This is a genomic window from Paracoccus sp. NIOT.M2S5SZ12, from assembly GCF_057748165.1.
This window is the reverse complement of record NZ_JBYLFR010000013.1, coordinates 33,404-49,947: the sequence shown is the minus strand read 5'-3', so window position 1 is coordinate 49,947 and position 16,544 is coordinate 33,404. Positions and strand designations below refer to the sequence as shown.

16 protein-coding genes are annotated in these 16,544 nt (G+C 69.6%); 7 read left to right on the top strand and 9 right to left on the bottom strand.

Annotated elements, in window-relative coordinates; translation table 11 throughout:
- Positions 1 to 31: 31 nt before the first annotated feature.
- Positions 32 to 1,939: a DNA primase gene (gene dnaG / locus AC2SGK_RS12835; RefSeq protein ID WP_488323919.1), complete on the bottom strand. Its 1,908-nt coding sequence runs from the start codon at positions 1,937 to 1,939 to the stop codon at positions 32 to 34.
- Between the two features lie 40 nt (positions 1,940 to 1,979).
- Positions 1,980 to 2,564, bottom strand: a complete 585-nt coding sequence (locus AC2SGK_RS12830) for a TetR/AcrR family transcriptional regulator (RefSeq protein ID WP_411838926.1) — start codon at positions 2,562 to 2,564, stop codon at positions 1,980 to 1,982.
- A gap of 73 nt (positions 2,565 to 2,637) precedes the next feature.
- Here AC2SGK_RS12830 and AC2SGK_RS12825 point away from each other — a divergent pair, with 73 nt between their 5' ends.
- Both AC2SGK_RS12825 and AC2SGK_RS12820 read left to right on the top strand, forming a co-directional pair.
- On the top strand, positions 2,638 to 2,898 hold the full coding sequence (locus tag AC2SGK_RS12825) for a hypothetical protein (protein WP_488323918.1): 261 nt from the start codon (positions 2,638 to 2,640) through the stop codon (positions 2,896 to 2,898).
- Positions 2,899 to 2,957: 59 nt separating this feature from the next.
- Entirely contained in the window at positions 2,958 to 4,127 is a 1,170-nt protein-coding gene (locus tag AC2SGK_RS12820) for an alpha-hydroxy acid oxidase (RefSeq protein ID WP_488323917.1), read from the top strand.
- Here AC2SGK_RS12820 and AC2SGK_RS12815 read toward each other — a convergent pair.
- Positions 4,124 to 5,095, bottom strand: a complete 972-nt coding sequence (locus AC2SGK_RS12815; protein ID WP_488323916.1) for an acyltransferase family protein — start codon at positions 5,093 to 5,095, stop codon at positions 4,124 to 4,126. The genes AC2SGK_RS12820 and AC2SGK_RS12815 overlap by 4 nt on opposite strands.
- 212 nt (positions 5,096 to 5,307) lie before the next feature.
- Between AC2SGK_RS12815 and AC2SGK_RS12810 the strand changes: the two genes are divergently transcribed.
- The 3 genes from AC2SGK_RS12810 (at position 5,308) to gluQRS (ending at position 8,185) form a co-directional block, all read left to right on the top strand.
- A complete protein-coding gene (locus AC2SGK_RS12810; protein ID WP_488323915.1) occupies positions 5,308 to 5,940 on the top strand; it encodes a 50S ribosomal protein L25/general stress protein Ctc in 633 nt (210 codons plus the stop codon).
- A gap of 101 nt (positions 5,941 to 6,041) precedes the next feature.
- Positions 6,042 to 7,379, top strand: coding sequence for a methylenetetrahydrofolate--tRNA-(uracil(54)-C(5))-methyltransferase (FADH(2)-oxidizing) TrmFO (gene trmFO, locus AC2SGK_RS12805; protein WP_488323914.1), 1,338 nt, complete (start codon positions 6,042 to 6,044; stop codon positions 7,377 to 7,379).
- Positions 7,361 to 8,185 carry a tRNA glutamyl-Q(34) synthetase GluQRS gene (gene gluQRS, locus AC2SGK_RS12800; protein WP_488323913.1) on the top strand — a complete coding sequence of 275 codons (825 nt, stop codon included), beginning with the start codon at positions 7,361 to 7,363 and terminating at the stop codon, positions 8,183 to 8,185. The genes trmFO and gluQRS overlap by 19 nt, the downstream gene beginning before the upstream one ends.
- On the opposite strand, the gene hisI is transcribed toward gluQRS, so the two are convergent.
- Positions 8,182 to 8,538 (bottom strand): phosphoribosyl-AMP cyclohydrolase, encoded by a 357-nt coding sequence (gene hisI / locus AC2SGK_RS12795; protein WP_488323912.1) that lies wholly within the window; start codon positions 8,536 to 8,538, stop codon positions 8,182 to 8,184. The genes gluQRS and hisI overlap by 4 nt on opposite strands.
- Positions 8,539 to 8,609: 71 nt before the next feature.
- Here hisI and AC2SGK_RS12790 point away from each other — a divergent pair, with 71 nt between their 5' ends.
- Positions 8,610 to 9,044 carry an iron-sulfur cluster assembly scaffold protein gene (locus AC2SGK_RS12790; protein WP_488323911.1) on the top strand — a complete coding sequence of 145 codons (435 nt, stop codon included), beginning with the start codon at positions 8,610 to 8,612 and terminating at the stop codon, positions 9,042 to 9,044.
- 286 nt (positions 9,045 to 9,330) lie between these two features.
- Here the strand turns inward: AC2SGK_RS12790 and recG are convergent, their stop codons facing one another.
- The 4 genes from recG to sciP all read right to left on the bottom strand — a co-directional run bounded on the left by recG (position 9,331) and on the right by sciP (position 14,963).
- Positions 9,331 to 11,454 (bottom strand): ATP-dependent DNA helicase RecG, encoded by a 2,124-nt coding sequence (gene recG / locus AC2SGK_RS12785; protein WP_488323910.1) that lies wholly within the window; start codon positions 11,452 to 11,454, stop codon positions 9,331 to 9,333.
- Complete coding sequence (ligA, locus tag AC2SGK_RS12780) at positions 11,427 to 13,604, bottom strand: NAD-dependent DNA ligase LigA (RefSeq protein WP_488323909.1); 2,178 nt, start codon at positions 13,602 to 13,604, stop codon at positions 11,427 to 11,429. The genes recG and ligA overlap by 28 nt, the downstream gene beginning before the upstream one ends.
- Positions 13,605 to 13,698: 94 nt before the next feature.
- Complete coding sequence (gene ctrA, locus AC2SGK_RS12775; protein ID WP_488323908.1) at positions 13,699 to 14,409, bottom strand: response regulator transcription factor CtrA; 711 nt, start codon at positions 14,407 to 14,409, stop codon at positions 13,699 to 13,701.
- A gap of 98 nt (positions 14,410 to 14,507) precedes the next feature.
- A complete protein-coding gene (gene sciP, locus AC2SGK_RS12770) occupies positions 14,508 to 14,963 on the bottom strand; it encodes a CtrA inhibitor SciP (RefSeq protein ID WP_488323907.1) in 456 nt (151 codons plus the stop codon).
- Here sciP and mnmA point away from each other — a divergent pair.
- Positions 14,962 to 16,134: a tRNA 2-thiouridine(34) synthase MnmA gene (gene mnmA, locus AC2SGK_RS12765; protein ID WP_488323906.1), complete on the top strand. Its 1,173-nt coding sequence runs from the start codon at positions 14,962 to 14,964 to the stop codon at positions 16,132 to 16,134. The two genes, sciP and mnmA, sit on opposite strands and share 2 nt — an antisense overlap.
- On the opposite strand, the gene AC2SGK_RS12760 is transcribed toward mnmA, so the two are convergent.
- A complete protein-coding gene (locus tag AC2SGK_RS12760; RefSeq protein WP_488323905.1) occupies positions 16,106 to 16,516 on the bottom strand; it encodes a SufE family protein in 411 nt (136 codons plus the stop codon). The two genes, mnmA and AC2SGK_RS12760, sit on opposite strands and share 29 nt — an antisense overlap.
- Positions 16,517 to 16,544: the final 28 nt, after the last annotated feature.

Below are 16,544 nucleotides of genomic sequence, written 5' to 3'. Positions count from 1 at the left end.
TGATTCGCAACTGGCGACCGGGCGATTCGGCTCAGCGCCGCGGCGGCTTGCGCCAGATCTGCCCGGAAAGCCAGTCGGACAGCTGCGCCGATAGGGCGTCGCTGTCCTCGTTCATGTCGCCCGAACTCTCCATTTCGGGGCGCTCCGCGCGGTGACGGGCGCGGTTGATCTGGTTGAGGCGCCAAGTCAGGCCCTCGTCCGCCTCGCCCTGGATCTCGGATTCGGCGCGCGGCAGTTCGTGATGGGTGGCACGGGCAACCTCCAACTTGTCCAGCAGGTCCAGAAGGATCAGCAGGGCGGCCTCGTCGTCCTTCTGCTCGATCACCGCCGGCGTCAGGCCGAGATGGGCGTTGCGCCGCAGCGTTTCAAGGCCGCGCCGCCCCGCCGGGCTGTCGCCCCGCGTCAGCAGATCATGCAGCAGCGCGGCGCGGTCGGGGTCCGGCGGCAGCAGCCGTTCCAGCCGCGCCTCGATGCGCGCGACCACCGAGGGACGCAGCGCGCAGATCAGCAGCGCCGCGCCTTCCATCAGGTCGTCGCCCCGGTCGGGCACGTTCGGCGCGATGGCGGTGATCGGCGCCCGCGGGGCCATCGAGGCCCCTTGGCGCCGGGCCGGGCCGCGCCCGGCCGCACCCGGCCGCGGGGTCGTCCTGCGGGCCGCGCCGAACATCTCCCACTGCTTGCGGCGGATGTCCTCGGCATAGAGCGCGCGGGTGCGTTCGTCGGGGATGCGCGCGACGGCCTCGGCCAGGCGGCGGTCCAGCGCGGCCTTGCGCTCGGGGCTGTCGAAAACCTGGCCCTGCGTCTCGCGCGCCCAGAGCAGGTCCAACATCGGCCGCGCCTGATCCAGCAGCGCGCCCATCGCGCCGGGCCCGGCCGCCCTGATCAGGTCGTCCGGGTCCTGTCCCGCGGGCAGGATGACGAAGCGCAGCGCCTGCCCCGGCCCCGTCAGCGGCAGCGCCAGGTCGATCAGCCGCTGCGCCGCACGCTGTCCGGCCGCGTCCCCGTCCAGGGCGATCACCGGCTCGGGCGAGACGCGCCACATCAGCCGCAGCTGTTCCTCGGTGATGGCGGTCCCCAGGGGGGCCACCGCGCCCCCGAAGCCCGCCCGGACCAGCGCGATGACGTCCATGTAGCCCTCGGCCACCACCAGGGGGGCGCCCTTGGACACCGCACTGCGCGCGGGGCCGAGGTTGTAGAGGTTGCGCCCCTTGTCGAAGAGCGGCGTCTCGGGGCTGTTGAGGTATTTCGCCCGCGCGTTCGGGTCCATCGCGCGCCCGCCGAAGCCGATGCAGCGCCCCTGCCCGTCGCGGATCGGAAAGACGATCCGGCCGCGGAACCGGTCATAGGCCGCGCCGCCGCCATCCGGGCGGGCGGACATGCCGGCCTCGACGATCTGCTCCTCGGCGAATCCCTTGTCGCGCAGGGCGGCGGTCAGGGCGCTGCGCTGATCGGGTGCGAAGCCGATCTCGAACCGCTCCAGCGCGGCGGCGTCCAGGCCGCGGCGGTCCAGATAGGCCCGCGCCTCGGCCGCGGCGCCGGTCTGCAGCTGCAGGCGGAACCAGCGGCTGGCGGCCTCGGTCACCTCCAGAAGCTGGCTGCGCCGGTCTGTGCGCTCGCGCTGGCGCGGGTCAGGCTCGGGCATGGTCAGCCCGGCCTCGGCGGCCAGCATCTTGACCGCGTCCATGAACTCCATCCCGTCATGCTCGCGCAGAAAGCCGATGGCGTCGCCCTTGGCCTGGCAGCCGAAGCAGTAGTAGAACCCCTTCTGGTCGTCGCAGTGAAAGCTGGCGGACTTCTCCTGGTGGAAGGGGCATGGCGCCCACCAGTCACCGCGCGCCTGGTTCGACTTGCGCAGGTCCCACGTCACCTTCTTCCCGATCACGCGGCTGATCGGAACGCGGTTGCGAATCTCGTCGAGGAATCCGGGAGGCAGGGACATGGGCGCGATTATCCGGCATGGCGCGCGGGGCGGCAAGGCGTCACGCGCCGACCGCCCCCCGCGCCAGGCCCCAGTAGATCTGGGCGATCCGCGCCCGGTCCAGACGGCCGCCCTCGCGGTACCAGTCGGTCACGCCGGTCAGCATGGCGATCAGCGCCAGCGTGGTCAGCTTGGGGTCCTCGATACGCATGACGCCCGCGGCGATGCCCGCGCGCAGGATGCCCTCCAGCAGCCCCTCATAGGCGCCGCGCAGCCGGGCGATGCGGTCGAAATTCTCGGGCGTCAGATTGCGCAGCTCCATGTAGGAGAGGAACACCGCGTCCGAACTGTCCAGGCTGAAGTCGATGTGGAAGCGCACGAACCGCTCCAGCCGGGCCAGCGGGTCCAGGGCCGGATCGTCGCGCCACGCGTCCAGAAGGTCGCGCATGTGGCTCTCCAGCAGCTCCGCCAGCAGCGCCTGCTTGTCGGGCGTGTAGGCATAGAGCGCCCCGGCCTGCACGCCCACCGCCGCCGCGATCTGGCGCATGGAGACGGCGGCATAGCCCTGGCGCGCGAACAGCCGCCGGGCGGTGTCGCGGATCAGGGGGCCGGTGATCTCGGCGCGGGAACCTTGGGTGCGGGCCATGAGCCTCTCTAGCCCGCGCCCGGCGGCGAGGGAAGGCGTTGCCGGCCGCCCCGCGCCGGCGTATCGTCCGGCCATGAGACATGCGCTGATCCTGATCCTGATCCTGGGGGCCTGTTCGCAAGACGCGGCCTATCCCGCCCTGCTGCCCACCGATCAGGTGCTGGCGCCGCCCGCCCTGCCCGCCCATGCCGCCCCCGCCGCGACCAGCGCCGCACCGGTCGAGACCGCGACCGCTGCCCGTGCCGCCGCCCTGCAGGCGCGGGCCGAGGCGCTGCGCGGCCCGGTGGTGGAGGATGCGCTGGTCACCCGCGCCGGGGCGACGCACACAGAATGATTGCCAGGCCGCGGCGCGACTGGTAAGAAGTTTTAACCAGTTGTACGAAAGGCCCGCCCATGCCCGTCATCACCAGCATCGAAGACCTCAAGCGGATGCACCGCGCCCGCACGCCGCGGATGTTCTACGACTACGCGGAATCGGGCAGCTATACCGAGCAGACCTTCCGCGACAACACGACCGATTTCGCGCGGCTGAAGCTGCGCCAGAAGGTGGCCGTGGACATGTCGAACCGCAGCCTGTCGCGCGAGATGGCGGGCCTGCCCGTCTCCATGCCCGTGGCGCTGGCGCCCGTGGGTCTGACCGGCATGCAGCATGCCGACGGAGAGATCCACGCCGCCCGCGCGGCCGAGAAGTTCGGCGTGCCCTTCTGCCTGTCCACCATGTCGATCTGCTCGATCGAGGACGTGGCCGCCCATGTGACGCAGCCCTTCATGTTCCAGCTCTATGTCATGAAGGACCAGGATTTCCTGGCCGCGATCATCGAGCGGGCCAAGGCGGCGCGCTGCAGCGCGCTGGTGCTGACGCTGGACCTGCAGATCTTGGGCCAGCGGCACAAGGACCTGAAGAACGGCCTGTCCGCCCCGCCCAAGATGACCCTGCCCACCATGCTGGACCTGGCCACCCGCTGGCGGTGGGGCATGGGCATGCTGAAGACGAAACGGCGGTTCTTCGGCAATATCGTGGGTCATGCCAAGGGCGTGGGCGACACCTCCAGCCTGATGAGCTGGACGGCCGAGCAGTTCGACGAGCGCCTGGACTGGGACAAGATCGCACGCATCCGCGACATGTGGGGCGGCAAGCTGATCCTGAAGGGCATCCTGGACCCGGAGGACGCGCGCATCGCCGCCGATTTCGGCGCCGACGCGATCATCGTCAGCAACCATGGCGGGCGGCAGCTGGACGGGGCGCTGTCCTCGATCCGCATGCTGCCGCATATCGTCAAGGCGGTGGGCGACAGGGTCGAGGTGCATATGGACGGCGGCATCCGGTCCGGCCAGGACGTGCTGAAGGCGCTGGCGCTTGGCGCGCACGGCACCTGGATCGGGCGCGCTTGGCTGCACGGTCTGGGCGCGATGGGCGAGGCAGGCGTGACCCGCGCGCTGGAGATCATCCGCAAGGAGCTGGACATCAGCATGGCCCTGTGCGGAGAGCGTGACCTGAACCAGGTCGGCCCGCAGAACCTGCTGATCCCGCGGGACTTCCTGGACGAATACGCGATCGCCTAGATCAGCCGCAGCAGCCAGCGGTGGCGGCGTCCGGCCGCCACGACCGCCCAGACTAGGGCAAAAGGCAGCGCGATCCCCAGGATCACGCCCCAGCCCGGATGATCGACGCCCAGCATCGGCAGCCCCTGCAGCACCAGAACGTGCATGACATAGATGCCCGCCGCGGCCCGCCCCAGGGGCAGGTCGGTCACGGGTGCGCGCCAGCGCATGACCAGCATCAGCAGCGCCGGGCACAGCAGCAGATGGCCCAAGGGCATCTCCAGCAGCGGCTCCTCTCCGATGCGGCGCAGCCAGGCGTGGCTTTCCAGCACCGTCGCGGCCAGGCCGAGGCCGGCGATCAGCCACAGTGCGCCTGCGGACAGGCGGGGCGGCGACTGCGCCATCAGCCAGCCCATCGCCAGATAGGGATAGAGATAGAGCGGGCCGTTGCGGTAATGCTCGACCGGGACATCCGAGAGGCCCGCCATGCGCAGATATTGCAGCCCCATGCCCGCAGCCCCCAGCACGATGGCCGATCCGATCACCGCCCCGCCCCCGAGGCGCACCATCGCGGCCAGAATGATGCCGGCGATGGCCAGCCCCTCCAGGAACCACAGATGCATGAAGCCCAGCAGCAGCTCGCTCAGCGTCAGCGACAGGGGGCGTTCGCTGTAGTAGAACCACAGGAACAGCAGATAGACCCCGCTCCAGACCGCGTAACGCGCCAGAAGGCCGCCCGCCCAGGGCGAGATCCGCCCGTGCCGGATCACCTGGCCCAGAAACAGCCCCGCGATCAGCGTGAAGACCGGCACCGCGACGCGCAGCGTGCTGTTGCCGAGCGCCAGGCCCCAGAGCCCGGCCGCGCCGGCATCGCGCAGCGTCTCGCGCGCGAGGCCCGAATGGGCCAGCACCACGAAGGCGGCCAGGACCACCCGGAGATAGTCCACCGACATCAGCCGCGCCTGCGCGCCATCCGTCCTTGCCGTCACCCTGCGCCTCCCCGAGCCCCGCCGTCCGCCTGCCGGGACGCGCCGCCCCGGTCGGTCCATGGGCCATAGCGGCCCCGGGCCTGGCAAGTCAATTCGCCCGCGGGCGCGGCTTTTTACGGCTTCACATCGGGGTCGGGCTGGGGTATGGGCACCGCTTGGCGCCACGCACCCTTGGAGGGTGGCGCCGTCAACACTGTTTAAGGATTACAGCAATGGCCAAAGAGATTCCGAATCTGGTGGCCGAGGCACGCGCGGGGTCAGGCAAGGGGGCCGCCCGCCAGGCTCGCCGCGACGGCAAGGTGCCCGGTATCGTTTATGGTGACGGCAAGGACCCGGTCACCATCCAGTTCGACTTCAACAAGCTGCTGACCGCGCTGCGCGCCGGCCGCTTCAAGTCCACCCTGTGGAACCTGCAGGTCGAGGGCCAGGACGACGTCCGCGTCATCTGCCGCGGCGTGCAGCGCGATGTCGTCAAGGATCTGCCGATCCACATCGACTTCATGCGCCTGCGCCGGACCTCGAAGGTGAACCTGTTCATCCCGGTCGAGTTCGTGAACGAGGACAAGTGCCCCGGCCTGAAGCGCGGCGGCACCCTGGTGACCGTGCGCCCCGAGGTCGAGCTGGTCGTGACCGCGGGTGACATACCCGATCACATCACCGTCGATCTGGAAGGCCTGAACGTCGGCGACACGATCCACATCGAGGACGTCAAGCTGCCCGCGGGCGTCAAGACGACCATCGACCGCAACTTCGTGATCGCCAACATCGCCGCCCCGTCGGCGCTGCGCGCCGAGGACGACGAGGCCGAGGCCGAAGGCGAAGCCGCCGAGACCGCCGAGGCCTGATCCCGCGCGGATCGGTCGCATGACCCTGGGGGCGGTGCCATCGGCGCCGCCCCTTTCCATTCCGCCCCCGCCTTGCTAGCCCAGACCGCATGGAGACACGCATGGAACCCGTCCACATCATCGGCGCCGGCCTGGCCGGGTCCGAGGCCGCTTGGCAGATCGCCCGCATGGGCGTGCCCGTCGTGCTGCACGAGATGCGCCCCCAGGTCGAGACCTTCGCCCACAAGACCGGCGACTGCGCCGAGATGGTCTGCTCGAACAGCTTCCGCTCGGATGACGACGTGATGAACGCGGTGGGCCAGCTGCATTGGGAGATGCGCGCCGCAGGCGGTCTGATCATGGAAATGGCGGGCCGCCACCGCCTGCCCGCGGGCGGCGCGCTGGCCGTGGACCGCGAGGCCTTCTCGGCCGCGGTGACGGCCGCGATGCAGGCCGATCCGCTGATCACCATCCAGCCCGGCGAGATCACCGAGCTGCCCGATACCGGCAACTGGATCGTGGCGACGGGGCCGCTGACTTCGGACGCGCTGGCCGGCGCGATCCGCGGCGTGACAGGGACCGAGGCGCTGGCCTTTTTCGACGCGATCGCGCCCATCGTGCATGCCGACACGATCGACATGTCGATTGCCTGGGAGCAGTCGCGCTATGACAAGGGCGAGACCCTGGCCGAGCAGAAGGCCTATATCAACTGCCCGATGACGCGCGACGAATACGAGGCCTTCATCGACGCGCTTCTGGCCGCCGACAAGACCGAGTTCCACGAGGGCGAGACGGCGGGCTATTTCGACGGCTGCCTGCCCATCGAGGTGATGGCCGAACGCGGCCGCGAGACCCTGCGCCACGGCCCGATGAAGCCGGTGGGCCTGACCAATGCGCACAAGCCCGAGGAGAAGGCCTATGCCGTTGTCCAGCTGCGCCGCGACAACGCCTTGGGGACGCTTTACAATATCGTGGGCTTCCAGACCAAGATGAAATACGGCGCGCAGACCCAGGTGTTCCGCATGATCCCCGGCCTGCAGGAGGCCAGCTTCGCGCGCCTTGGCGGCATCCACCGCAACAGCTTCCTGAATTCGCCCACCCTGCTGGACGACCGGATGCGGCTGCGGCTGCGACCGAACCTGCGCTTTGCCGGACAGGTGACCGGGGTCGAGGGCTATGTCGAAAGCGCCGCGATGGGGCTGCTGGCCGGCCGCATGGCCGCGGCGCAGGCCCTGGGCCGCGACCTCGCGCCGCCGCCCTTCACCACCGCGATGGGCGCGCTGGTCAACCACATCACCGGCGGGGCCGAGGCCAAGACCTTTCAGCCAGTGAACGTGAATTTCGGCCTGTTCCCGCCGCTCCCCGACACGCGGTCGGGGCGGCGCGGCCGCAAGGACCGCTATCCGGCCTATACGCAGCGCGCCAAGGACGATTTCGGCGCATGGCTGGCCGCCCAGTAACGCGCTTTGCGCCCTCGCCCACGGGGCTGCTGCATCTCGGTCATGCCTTCTCGGCCCTGACGGCGGCGGCGCAGGGAGACTTCCTGCTGCGGATCGAGGATATCGACCGCGACCGCTGCCGCCCCGAATACGAGGCCGCGATCTTCGAGGACCTGGCCTGGCTGGGCTTGAGCTGGCCCGTCCCGGTCATGCGGCAATCGGACCGCATGGCGGCCTATCGGGAGGCACTGGAGCGGCTGTCGCCGTTGACCTATCCCTGCCGGTGCCGCCGGGGCGACATCCGCGCGGCCCTGTCGGCCCCGCAGGAGGGCGCCCTGCCCGCCGGGCCGGACGGGCTCATCTATCCCGGCACCTGCCGGGGGCGCAGCCACGCGGAGGCCGGGCCCGATGACGTGATCCGCTTGGATGCGGCCCGCGCCTTCGATGCGCTTGGGCGGGACGCGGTGGCCTTCACCGATCAGGGCAGGCGGCATGTCCTGACCCGACAGCAGTTCCTGGACGGGATCGGCGACGTGGTCCTGTCACGGCGCGGGATGGGCACGTCCTATCACCTGGCGGTGGTGGTGGACGATGCGGCGCAGGGGGTGACGCTGGTCACGCGGGGGCTGGACCTGTTCGCCTCCACCCATATCCATGTCCTGCTGCAGCATCTGCTGGACCTGCCGGTGCCGGACTATCTGCATCACCGGCTGATCCGCGACACAGCGGGGCGGCGTCTGGCGAAACGCGACGATGCCCGCGCCATCCGGCAGTACCGTGCCGAAGGCGCGAGCCCCGCCGACATCCGCCGGATGGTCGGGCTCTAGGCGATGGGGTCGGTCAGCACGACCTCGGCCCCGTCCCGGATGCCGGTGAAGAAGCAGCTGCGCCGGTTCGTGTGGCAGGCGGGCCCGGTCTGGTCGACCAGCACCAGCAGACAGTCGCGGTCGCAATCGACCCGCATCTCGATCAGCTGCTGGACATGCCCCGAGCTTTCGCCCTTGATCCAGAACGCCTGGCGCGACCGCGACCAATAGGTCACGCGCCCCGTCTGCAGCGTGCGGGCCACGGCATCCGCGTTCATCCAGGCCATCATCAGCACCTCGCCCGTCGCGGCGTCCTGCGCGATGGCGGGGATCAGCCCGGCCGCGTCGTATTTCAGGCTGGAGGGGTCGAACATCGGGTTTCCTTTCGGCATGGCCGTGCCTATCTAATCCCCGATCAGCGCTGATGAAACCCCAGGGACCACGCATGGCCGAGACCGATCTGATGCAGCTCTACTCGCGGCGCATCCTGGCGCTGACCACGGCGATCCCGCATCAGGGACGGCTGGAGGGCGCGCAGGCCAGCGTCCAGCGCCGCTCTCCGCAATGCGGATCGTCTGTGACGGTGCATCTGTCGCTGGCCGACGGCCGCATCAGCGGTTTCGCGCAGGAGGTGCGGGCCTGCGCCCTGGGGCAGGCCTCGGCCTCGGTTCTGGGCCAGGCGGTGATCGGGATGGACCGCGCAGGCATCGCGCAGGCGCGCGACCAGCTGCTGGCCATGCTGACCGGGGATGCCCCGGCCCCCACCGCACCCTTCGCGGATCTGGAGGCGCTGACCCCGGCGCGCGCCTATCCGAACCGGCATGCCTCGATCCTGCTCGCGTGGGATGCGACGCTGGAGGCGATGGACAAGGCCGCCTGAAAGGGCCGCATGAAAAGGGCCGACCCCTTGCGGGGCCGGCCAGGTGCGCGAGCTTTGGGGACGGATGGCGCACAGGCGGGGCGCCATCCCTGCGTCGCGGGGCAGTCGGTCAGACCTGCAGGATGGCGGGCAGCCACAGCAGGGCTATCATGGTCAGGCTGAGCGTGGCGGCACCGATGAGGTCGATGGCAGTGTCCTTGGTCATGGCGGCAACTCCTCTCTGTTGCTTTTTTGTTCTCATGTTCTTTCGATTCGGTAAAGAACTTTTTAAGAACATTTTGCTTTGTCAGCCGACCTGTATCAATCGAATCGCCTGATCCTGCTGCATCAGCCACATCAGCAGCCGCAGCGCCTGCCCGCGCGGGCTCTCCAGCGTCGGGTCGCGCTCCAGAAGCGCGCGGGCGTCCTGACGCGCCACCGCCATCAGCCCGGCCTGATGTTCCAGATCCGCGATGCGGAACCGCGGCAGGCCCGACTGCGCGGTGCCGATGACATCGCCCGCGCCGCGCATTTCGAGGTCAACCTCCGCAATGCGGAACCCGTCCTCAGTGTCGCGCAGCGTGGTCAGGCGGCGGGCGCCGGTCTCGTTCAGCGGCCCGTGATACATCAGCAGGCAGGTCGAGGCCCCCGCCCCGCGCCCGACCCGCCCCCGCAGCTGATGCAGCTGCGCCAGGCCAAAGCTCTCTGCGCGTTCGATCACCATGATCGTGGCCTGCGGCACGTCCACGCCCACCTCGATCACCGTGGTGGCGACCAGCAACTGCGCGGTGCCATCGGCGAAATCGGCCATGGCCGCGTCGCGTTGGTCAGGGGGCATCTGGCCGTGGATCAGCCGCACCCGCTCGCCGAAGATCGCGCGCAGATGGGTGAAGCGCGCCTCGGCCGCGGTCAGGTCGGTCACCTCGCTCTCCTCGACCAGGGGGCAGACCCAATAGGCGCGCGCGCCCTGCGCCATGGCAGCCCGCAGGCGGTCGGTCACCTGATCCAGCCGCGTGTCCGCGATCATCACCGTGGTGATGGGCTGGCGTCCGGGGGGCTTTTCGTCCAGCACCGACAGGTCCAGATCGCCGTATTGCGACAGGGCCAGCGACCGCGGGATGGGCGTCGCGGTCATGATCAGCATGTCGGGCGGCACGTCGCCCTTGGCCGACAGCTCCAGCCGCTGCGCCACGCCGAAGCGGTGTTGTTCGTCGATGATGGCCAGGCGCAGGTCGCGGAAGGTCACGTCCTTCTGGAACACCGCATGGGTGCCGACCAGGATATCGATGGTTCCCTCCGCCAGATCGGTCAGGATCTGGCCGCGCAGGTCGCGCTTGTCGCGCCCGGTCAGCGCGGCCAGCCGCACCCCCGCCGCCCGCGCCAAGGGCTCCAGCGCGCGGGCATGCTGGCGGGCCAGGATCTCGGTCGGGGCCATCAGCACTGCCTGTCCCCCGGCCTCGACCGCGACCAGGGCAGCCATCAGCGCGACCAGCGTCTTGCCCGCGCCGACATCGCCCTGCAGCAGGCGATTCATGCGACGGTCGCTGGCCATGTCCTCGGCGATCTCGGCGATGGCGCGGCTCTGGGCGCCGGTGAGCGGCCAAGGCAGGCTGTGCAGCACGCGCGCGCGCAGGCGGCCGTCACCGGCGCTGGCCCGGCCCTTCAGCCGCCGCCGGTCGCGCCGCACCAGGGCCAGCGTCATCTGATGCGCCAGGAATTCGTCATAGGCCAGCCGCGCCCGCGCCGGGCTGTCGGGCGACAGATCCGCGGGCGAGGTCGGCGCATGGGCCATCCGCAGGGCCTGGACGAAACCGGGCCAGCCGCGCGTGGCCACGACCTGCGTGTCGATCCACTCCTCGACCGCTGGCACCCGCTCCAGCGCGGCGGCGGCGGCCCGTGCCATCATGCGCTGCGTCAGACCCGCCGAGAGCGGGTAGTGCGGCTCGAACCCCGCCGGAAGGGGCTGAGCTTCGGGCAGGACGTGATCGGGATGGATCATCTGCGCATGGCCGTCGAACAGCTCCAGCTTGCCGCTGAGGACACGACGCTCGCCCAGGGGCAGCTGGCCCGCGATCCAGGCCTCATGCGCGCGGAAGAAGACCAGCGTCAGGTCCTGGCCCGCATCGTCCGTGCAATGCACCCGGAACGGGCGGCCCCGGACCTGCGGCGGGTGGTGGCGGATCACGGTGACGGTGATCGTCACGATCTCGGGCGGGCGCGCCTCGGACAGGGTGGCGATGCGGCGGCGGGTAACGCCGCTGGCGGGCAGCGTCAGGACCAGATCGCGCGGCTTGTCGATGCCCATCTGCTCCAGCGCGGCGCGACCCTTGGGGCCGATGCCGGGCAGCGTGTCGATGGCCGCGAACAGCGGAAACAGCACGGGCGGGCGGCCCTTGGGCGCGGTCATCCGGCCCCCGCGATGCGCAGCCATTCGTCCTCGTCGATGACGGTGACGCCCAGGGCCTCGGCCTTGGTGGCCTTGGACCCCGCCCCCGGCCCCGCGATCAGCAGGTCGGTATTGGCGCTGACGGAGCCCGCGACCTTGGCGCCCATCGCCTCGGCCCGCGCCTTGGCCTCGGCGCGGGTCATCCGCTCCAGCGTGCCGGTGAAGACCAGGGTCTTGCCCGAGATCTCGGTCTGCGCCCCGCCGCGGTCCTGCACGGGCAGGATCTCCAGCATGCCCGCCAGCCGGTCGATCGAGGCGCGTTCGCTGGGCTGGGCAAAGGTCGTGACCAGCGACGCGACCAGCACCGCGCCGATTCCGTCGATGCCGGTCAGCTCGGCCCAGTTCGGGCTGTCGGGCAGGCTGGCGCGGCGCGCCTTGTCGTCGGGGGCGGTGAAGGCGGGCTCGGAGGCGGCCCCGTCGATGGCCGCGACCAAGGCGGGCCAGTCGTGGAAGTGGCGGGCCAGCGTGGCCGACGCGACCTCTCCGACATGGCGGATGCCCAAGGCAAAGATCAGTCGCGCCAAGGGGATGCGGCGGCGCTCCTCGATGGCCGCGAACAGCTTTTCCGCAGACCGTTCGCCGAAGCCGTCGCGGTTCTTCAGCTTGGTCAGGTTCGCCCCGTCGCGGGCGGCGAGGGTGAAGATGTCGGCAGGCTCGCGGATGGGCAGCTGGTCGTCGGCGAAGAACATCTCGATCTGCTTCGCGCCCAGCCCGTCGATGTCGAAGGCCGCGCGGCTGACGAAATGCTTCAGTTTCTCGACCGCCTGCGCGGGGCAAATCAGCCCGCCGGTGCAGCGGCGCACGCTGTCGCCCGGCTCGCGGATCGCGTCCGAGCCGCATTCGGGGCAATGCGTCGGAAAGACATAGGGGCTGTCGCCGCGCCGGCGCGACAGGTCCACATCCGCGATCTTGGGGATGACGTCGCCCGCGCGATAGACCTGGACCCAGTCGCCCTCGCGGATGTCGCGACCCTCGCGGATCGGCGCGCCGGTATTGTCGCGCCCGGCGATGTAATCCTCGTTGTGCAGCGTCGCGTTGGACACCACCACCCCGCCCACGGTCACCGGCTCCAGCCGCGCGACCGGAGACAGCGCGCCGGTGCGACCCACCTGGATCTCGATCCGCTCCAGCCGCGTCCAAGCGGTCTCGGCCGGGAACTTGTGCGCCAGGGCCCAGCGCGGTGTCGTCGACCGGAATCCCAGCCGCGCCTGCAGCGCGAGGTCGTTGACCTTGTAGACCACCCCGTCGATGTCATAGCCCAACGTCGCCCGCTGCTGCTCAATCTCGCGCCAGACGGCGATCAGCCCCTCGGCGTCCTGGCAGAGCCGGGTCAGCGGATTGGTCATGAAACCCAGCGCGGCCAGGCGCTGAACCGCCTCCATCTGCGTGCCCGCCAAGGGCTGGGACAGCTCGCCCCAACCGTAGGCGAAGAAGCGAAGCGGACGGCGGGCGGTTACCGCAGGGTCGATCTGGCGCAGCGATCCGGCGGCGGCGTTGCGCGGATTGGCAAAGACCCGCGCCGCCCCTTCGGCGTTCAGGGCGGCGAAGTCGTCATGGCTCATGTAGACCTCGCCCCGGACCTCCAGGATGGCGGGGGCGCCAGGCGGCAGGGTCTGGGGAATGTCGCCGATGGTGCGCGCGTTCGCGGTGACGTTTTCGCCCACCGCGCCATCGCCGCGGGTGGCCGCCTGGATCATCACGCCGTCCTCGTAGCGCAGCGACAGCGACAGGCCGTCGATCTTGGGTTCGGCCGTCAGAGACAGGGGCTGGTCCGGCGCCAGGCGCAGAAAGCTGCGGATGCGGGCGATGAAGTCGCCCACGTCCTCTTCCGTGAAGGCGTTCCCCAGTGACATCATCCGTTGGGCGTGGACGACCTTGCCGAAGCCCTCGGCCGGGGCCGCGCCGACCTTGCCGGTGGGGCTGTCGGCGGGCGCGAGATCCGGGAAGGCCCGCTCCAGCGCGCCCAGCCGCGCCTTTATCGCGTCATAGGCCGCGTCCGAGATCGTCGGCCTGTCACGGCCGTGATAGGCCTCGTTCGCCTCGGCCACCCGCGCGGCCAGATCCGCGATCTCGACCGCCGCGGCCTCCGGCGTCATCGTCTCGACCGGCTGCGTCTCAGGAAACTCTGCTGCCATCGCCGCCCCCTTCGTCCTGCGGGCCGGTCGCATCCGGCCCCGTCAGGTGCGGGTATCGCCCAAGGGACCGCGCAGGTCCAGAAGGGCCGTGCGCTCAGGCGCCGATGGCCAGACGTTCCTCGTTTCCGGGCGCGGGATCGCGCAGCACATAGCCGCGACCCCAGACGGTCTCGATATGGCTCTCGCCGCCCAGCGCCTCGGACAGCTTCTTGCGCAGCTTGCAGATGAACACGTCGATGATCTTAAGCTCGGGTTCGTCCATGCCGCCGTAGAGATGGTTCAGGAACATCTCCTTGGTCAGCGTGGTGCCCTTGCGCAGGCTCAGCAGTTCCAAGATCTGGTATTCCTTGCCGGTCAGGTTCACCGGCTTGCCCTTAACCTCGACCGAGCGCGCGTCCAGGTTCACGGTGATCTCGCCGGTGCGGATCAGGGCCTGGCTGTGCCCCTTGGAGCGGCGGATGATCGCCTGGATGCGCGCCTGCAGCTCCTCCCGGTTGAAGGGCTTGGTCATGTAGTCGTCGGCCCCGAAACCGAAGCCGCGCAGCTTGCTCTCGGTGTCGTCCGAGCCGGTCAGGATCAGGATGGGCGTGTCGATCCGCGCCAGGCGCAGATGCCGCAGCACCTCCATGCCGTGCATGTCCGGCAGGTCAAGGTCCAGCAGGATCAGGTCGTAGTCGTAGAGCTTGGCCAGATCGATGCCTTCCTCGCCCATGTCGGTGAGGAAGACGTTGTAGCTGGCCGCCGTCAGCATCAGTTCGATCGCGCGGGCGGTGCTGGGATCGTCCTCTACCAGAAGAATTCGCATGGCCTGATCTTTCCCTGATTCGTCAAAAGGTCCTGTTCCGACAATCCGCTGAACTGGTTAAGATGTCGTTACCGTGCCCCGTTTCTGACAGATGCAACCTATGGTTGTCTATACTTTTGCAGGGCGGTGACCTTCAGCGCCGCCTTTCCGTGGCGCATGACGGCTGTGCACCAGCCGTCGAACTCCTCCTCCGACAGACCGTAGCGCCGCAGCGCCTCGTCCCGCGTGATCAGGCCGTGAGAGACCGCCAGCACGACCGTCTGTTTGCGGCTGGCGACCCAGCGCGTATCCGCCAGCGGCAGATCGGCGACGCTGAGGATGCGCCCGTCATCCAGGGTGACGATCCGCGGGCCGGAGGTCTTTTTCACGAACATTGAAGGTCCTTCCATCTCGTCCTGCCAGTTCTGCGCCAGATCGCTTAAGGCCGGGTTAGCCGTGGCGATGGAATCGCTGTCGTCCGGGGTTGAGAATGAGGCCAATTTACCTATATTTTGACGCATTCCGCATTGTGCCGCCCGTTCACGCATGCCCACCGGGCCGAAAGTCCTATCCATGATCCCGACCCCTGCCCTGCGCGCCGACGCGCCGTCCGCCCCGTTGAACAGCCTCGGCTTTGCCAAGCCGCCGTCGCGGACCCGCGTCGTGGTCGCGATGTCGGGCGGCGTCGACAGTTCCGTGGTGGCCGCGCAGCTGAAGGCGGAGGGCTATGACGTGATCGGCGTCACGCTGCAGCTCTACGATCACGGCGCGGCGTTGGCCAAGAAGGGCGCCTGCTGCGCGGGCCAGGACATCCACGACGCCCGCCGCGTGGCCGAGCGCATGGGCTTTCCGCATTACGTCCTGGATTACGAGAACAAGTTCCGCGAATCCGTGATCGACGAATTCGCTGATGCCTACCTGTCCGGCGCGACGCCCGTGCCGTGCATCCGCTGCAACGAGCGCGTCAAGTTCCGCGACCTTCTGGAGACCGCGCGCGATCTGGACGCCGACTGCATGGCGACGGGGCACTACATCCAGCGCAAGCCCGGCCCCCACCGGGCCGAGCTGCACATGGCCGCCGATCCGAACCGGGACCAGAGCTATTTCCTGTTCTCGACCACGCAGGAGCAGCTGGATTTCCTGCGCTTTCCATTGGGCCATCTGGTGAGCAAGGCCGAGACCCGCGCGCTGGCCGCGGAATACGGGCTGGCGGTCGCGGACAAACCCGACAGCCAGGACATCTGCTTCGTGCCCAATGGCGACTATGCCGCGGTGATCGAGAAGCTGCGCCCCGGCGCGGCCGATCCCGGCGAGATCGTGGATCAACAGGGCAATGTCCTGGGCCGCCATCGCGGCGTCATCCATTACACGATCGGGCAGCGCCGCGGCCTAGGCATCGGGGGACTGGGCGATCCGCTCTACGTCCTGCGGCTGGAGCCTGAAACGCGGCGCGTCGTCGTCGGCCCGCGCGAGGCGTTGTCGACCAGGTTGATCGGCGTGACCGAGGTCAACTGGCTGGGCGATCAGCCCTTCGAAGGCGAGATCCCCTGCCTGGTGCGCATCCGCTCGACCCGGCCGCCGCGGCCCGCGATCCTGCGCCCCCTGCCCGGCCGCCGCGCCGAGGTCGAGCTGATCGACCCCGAGGACGGCGTCAGCCCCGGCCAGGCCTGCGTGTTCTATGCCGAGGACAGCACCCGTGTCCTGGGCGGCGGCTGGATCAGCCTGCGTCGGCGGCCAGCTGCCTGATCCGGGCGATCATCGCGCGCACCCCGTTCGAACGCTGCGCCGACAGGTGTTCGTCCAGGCCCAGCCGCGCCAAGGCGGCGGGCGCGTCGATGCGGTCGACCTCGGCCACCGGGACGCCCGAATAAAGTGCATGCAGCACCGCGATCAGCCCGCGCACGATCAGCGCGTCGCTGTCGCCCTGAAAGTCGAAGCGCCCGTCCGCGATCTGCGGATGGATCCAGACCTGGCTGGCGCAGCCGTCGACCTTGGTGGCCGGAACCTGCAGGGCCGCGTCCATCGGCGGCATCGCCTTGCCCAGTTCGATGACGTGACGATAGCGATCCTCCCAGTCGTCCAGGAAATCGAAGGTTTCGGCGATGTCCTCGAAGGCGGCGGTGGCCATGGGATGCTCCTCTGTGCGGTGCCTTGGC

Excerpts from the sequence above, each read along its gene's own strand:
- dnaG (WP_488323919.1), bottom strand. The coding sequence starts at position 1,939 with ATGTCCCTGCCTCCCGGATTCCTCGACGAGATTCGCAACCGCGTTCCG.
- AC2SGK_RS12830 (WP_411838926.1), bottom strand. The coding sequence starts at position 2,564 with ATGGCCCGCACCCAAGGTTCCCGCGCCGAGATCACCGGCCCCCTGATC.
- AC2SGK_RS12825 (WP_488323918.1), top strand. The coding sequence starts at position 2,638 with ATGAGACATGCGCTGATCCTGATCCTGATCCTGGGGGCCTGTTCGCAA.
- AC2SGK_RS12820 (WP_488323917.1), top strand. The coding sequence starts at position 2,958 with ATGCCCGTCATCACCAGCATCGAAGACCTCAAGCGGATGCACCGCGCC.
- AC2SGK_RS12810 (WP_488323915.1), top strand. The coding sequence starts at position 5,308 with ATGGCCAAAGAGATTCCGAATCTGGTGGCCGAGGCACGCGCGGGGTCA.
- trmFO (WP_488323914.1), top strand. The coding sequence starts at position 6,042 with ATGGAACCCGTCCACATCATCGGCGCCGGCCTGGCCGGGTCCGAGGCC.
- gluQRS (WP_488323913.1), top strand. The coding sequence starts at position 7,361 with ATGGCTGGCCGCCCAGTAACGCGCTTTGCGCCCTCGCCCACGGGGCTG.
- hisI (WP_488323912.1), bottom strand. The coding sequence starts at position 8,538 with ATGTTCGACCCCTCCAGCCTGAAATACGACGCGGCCGGGCTGATCCCC.
- AC2SGK_RS12790 (WP_488323911.1), top strand. The coding sequence starts at position 8,610 with ATGGCCGAGACCGATCTGATGCAGCTCTACTCGCGGCGCATCCTGGCG.
- recG (WP_488323910.1), bottom strand. The coding sequence starts at position 11,454 with ATGGCTGCGCATCGCGGGGGCCGGATGACCGCGCCCAAGGGCCGCCCG.
- ligA (WP_488323909.1), bottom strand. The coding sequence starts at position 13,604 with ATGGCAGCAGAGTTTCCTGAGACGCAGCCGGTCGAGACGATGACGCCG.
- ctrA (WP_488323908.1), bottom strand. The coding sequence starts at position 14,409 with ATGCGAATTCTTCTGGTAGAGGACGATCCCAGCACCGCCCGCGCGATC.
- mnmA (WP_488323906.1), top strand. The coding sequence starts at position 14,962 with ATGATCCCGACCCCTGCCCTGCGCGCCGACGCGCCGTCCGCCCCGTTG.
- sciP (WP_488323907.1), bottom strand. The coding sequence starts at position 14,963 with ATGGATAGGACTTTCGGCCCGGTGGGCATGCGTGAACGGGCGGCACAA.
- AC2SGK_RS12760 (WP_488323905.1), bottom strand. The coding sequence starts at position 16,516 with ATGGCCACCGCCGCCTTCGAGGACATCGCCGAAACCTTCGATTTCCTG.